This window comes from Synechococcus sp. UW86 (genome assembly GCF_900474085.1).
In the GTDB taxonomy this organism is placed as follows: Bacteria; Cyanobacteriota; Cyanobacteriia; order PCC-6307; family Cyanobiaceae; genus Parasynechococcus.
Genome location: NZ_UCNU01000016.1, coordinates 1 through 2,885, shown reverse-complemented (window position 1 = coordinate 2,885; position 2,885 = coordinate 1). Strand labels below are relative to the sequence as shown.

The 2,885-nt window shown below is 43.9% G+C and carries 2 protein-coding genes and 1 pseudogene; 2 read left to right on the top strand and 1 reads right to left on the bottom strand.

Going from position 1 to position 2,885, the window contains the following annotated elements; genetic code table 11:
- Positions 1 to 676 precede the first annotated feature (676 nt).
- Together DXY04_RS11815 and DXY04_RS11810 are read left to right on the top strand one after the other, a co-directional pair.
- Entirely contained in the window at positions 677 to 1,117 is a 441-nt protein-coding gene (locus DXY04_RS11815) for a hypothetical protein (RefSeq protein WP_136975380.1), read from the top strand.
- A gap of 39 nt (positions 1,118 to 1,156) precedes the next feature.
- Positions 1,157 to 2,041, top strand: coding sequence for a hypothetical protein (locus DXY04_RS11810; protein WP_136975379.1), 885 nt, complete (start codon positions 1,157 to 1,159; stop codon positions 2,039 to 2,041).
- Between the two features lie 627 nt (positions 2,042 to 2,668).
- Here DXY04_RS11810 and DXY04_RS12145 read toward each other — a convergent pair.
- Positions 2,669 to 2,885 (bottom strand): annotated as a pseudogene (locus DXY04_RS12145) (hypothetical protein); the annotation flags it as partial.

Here is a 2,885-nt window from a genome sequence, read left to right as displayed (position 1 = left end):
GCTGCGAAACCATTTGCGATTTTGTTCCTGGGGCGGGATGTCTCGGCTCAAGGGGGATCACAGCGTGGATGTAATTCAGTTTGACTCGGTGGGTCAGGCGGGGAGTCCTAATGCCCTCTACTCGCAGTGGTTTTGAAGGTGACGCTCAAAGATGCTTAGGACTCTTCTGAGTCCATAAGCCAGAACCCAAGCCAAAAGGGCACTGGATTTCGTCTAGGGCTAAGAAGAGCTACTGGATCTGCTGATCTGGCTTGGCTTTTAAGGGGTGTCAGCCCTAAGCCCTTCCCATGCAAGGGAGAGGGATGCTGAAGAAGCCACCAAGGGTGAGGACAACAACGGTGCTCTCCAAGTCAGGTTGAGGCTGGACGTTCGAGATCATTTCATCAATCGGATTGGTCGTTTCGACGATCCAGTTGCCCAAGCCAGAGGGCAAGCCATCTGCGCTGAGATCTGGCGGGATGCGCAGCAGGGAGATTTGGACCTGTCCCTGAATCGATATCGCCCACTGGTGGAGGGTCGAGACCAGGAGTTGCTCGAGCGTATTAGTGCTGTTGCTTAGTGCAGGTATTAATAGATAATTTCACAGGCATGTAGATCCTTTTCTTCCGACCAATCTTTTTGCGATCTTTCAGGAAGCTTCGAGTATTGTGGGATAATTGATGAAAAAAGATCTCTAATGATCAAGCGATTAATTGCATTGGCAACTGCTTCAGCCCTGTCCACCCCCGCGTTGGGTGGAACCTACGAAGCAATCTGTTCATATTATTCGGCATATCAGCCATGTAGAATAACTGTCGGGGTTGACAATGTCGAGGGAAATCTTCCTACCGATTACTTGTATGTAGATAGAGATAACTTCAGGGATTTAAGGGTCTACGAGGATTACGGTAAATCTTCTAATATCGTTGTAGGTACAGTCACAACTCTGTTGCTGGGACCTATTGGTTTGCTTGGCTTTTTAGCTACCAAAAAAACAGGAACTGTCGATTATGCTTTCATGTTTAAGGAAGAGGGTCGTCGTCGAACGGCATTTGTGCGATTTGTAAATATGAAAGTTGCTGGAGAATTCGCTAAAGACGCAAGTAGGCTAGTTCAGGAATTTAAAGCAGATCAATAGAAGTATGGTATTGTAGTCTGCAAATTACAACTTCGACTCATGAAGGCTCTTTCAGCCTTGTTAGTTGCTTCAATGGCTGTTGCGCCGTGCTTAATTGCTGAACAGCCAGTTGTTGCTCAAGAGCAGGTAAGAGATTCTTTAAGTGGATTCAGGTTCACTACTAAAAGGCGTGTGGTGGTAATGCCAGTGCAAGACAAGTCCGGCGGACAGGCTGGGGGTCTTACGGATTTTGCTGGCGAAGTTTTGAACCAGACTCTACGTAATGGCGGTGTTAAAACCGTCGCTTGGTTCAAAGTTCAAAGGAAATTAAAAGAGATAATGAGTGGTGGTGCTGCTGCCTCTCCAATGGGTATGGGTGCAGCTAGTCCGTACGGTGGTGGAAGCCCTTATGGACAAGGAAACCCCCAGGCTGCATACATGCAGCAGATGCAAATGATGCAGATGCAGCAGATGCAAATGATGAACGCAGGAATGGCTTCTAGATTTGGAGGTGGCGGTGGTAACAGTGGGGCGCAGGGGCTTGTAAATGACAGCAACATAATTGAGCTTATTGAGGCAGCTAAAGTTTTAGGAGCTAGATACATAATCAGACCTGTTGTCCTAAAAGCATCTGGAACTCAAAACTCCACCACATCAATTACCCCTATGGGCGCAATATTCGGTGGCTCAGGTAAGCGAAAGGTAGAAAGTAATTCTGAAATTGATATTAAAATTGATATTATAAGTACACGCGAAGAAGACATCATTGCATCGCGGACTTTCACTGGAAGGACTGTCCAGGTTGGCAAAGAAAGAGCAAATAGGCTTAATGGAATTACTGGTATGCAATTTTTTGGTGGCGGATCGAATACCGATCAAATGAAGTCAGCTTTTTATAATACGATGGATAAAATTGTTGATTTTTTAGAGTATAAAATGTCTTGATTTTGCTCAATAGCATTGTTTAATTCTATTTTTTGATCATGTCACTAAGGAAATCCATTCTCGTTTTGACTGCAGCTTTATTGTCTGCGTCTTCAGTTCTGACTGTTCCTAAGTCAAATGCTTATGGAGAATTTACTGATTTGCAGTGTATGTTTGATGTGCAGTCAAGATTCCCATGCAATGTATCTTTCATGAGGAGTGGATTCAAAATTTATTTCCCGCGCACTGGTAGGACCTCAGAGAAAATCAGGTATTCAGATATTATTCATTGGAACTATACAGATTCTAGTCTTAAAAAGCCTGATATGGACCTTGCTCGAAGGATAGGGATTATTGGCTTATTGTTTAAGAAGGTAGAGCATCAGCATGTATTTACTATTGTCTATAGGGATAATTTTGGGGACAGGCAAAGGGCTATTTTGGATTTTGATGATAAGCAATTTGTCATGCCGATTAAGTCAGCCCTTTCGGACGTCACGGAGATTTACTGAAATTTAATCAGATTTTGTGGTAGGAGATTTTGATAATCCTTTGATTTGATTTTGTAAATATTTTGATTATTGATTAAATAAATTCCTCTTTCCTTATGGGTCTTTGTTGAATTAATGCTAGATGTCAAGCCTTGTATCAGCCTGCAGAGAAATTCGGGATTTTAGTGCCTTTTATTTTCATTTCTTTAGTGCAGCGTTGGGCGAGTTGGGGGCAAGTTTTAGATTTTTGCATCACGAGATCCAGCTCTCCCTGCGGCAGTTCATAGAGCTCCTGTAATTCCAGTTCCCGGCTGAGCAAATGGCTGCGAAACCATTTGCGATTTTGTTCCTGGGGCGGGATGTCTCGGCTCAAG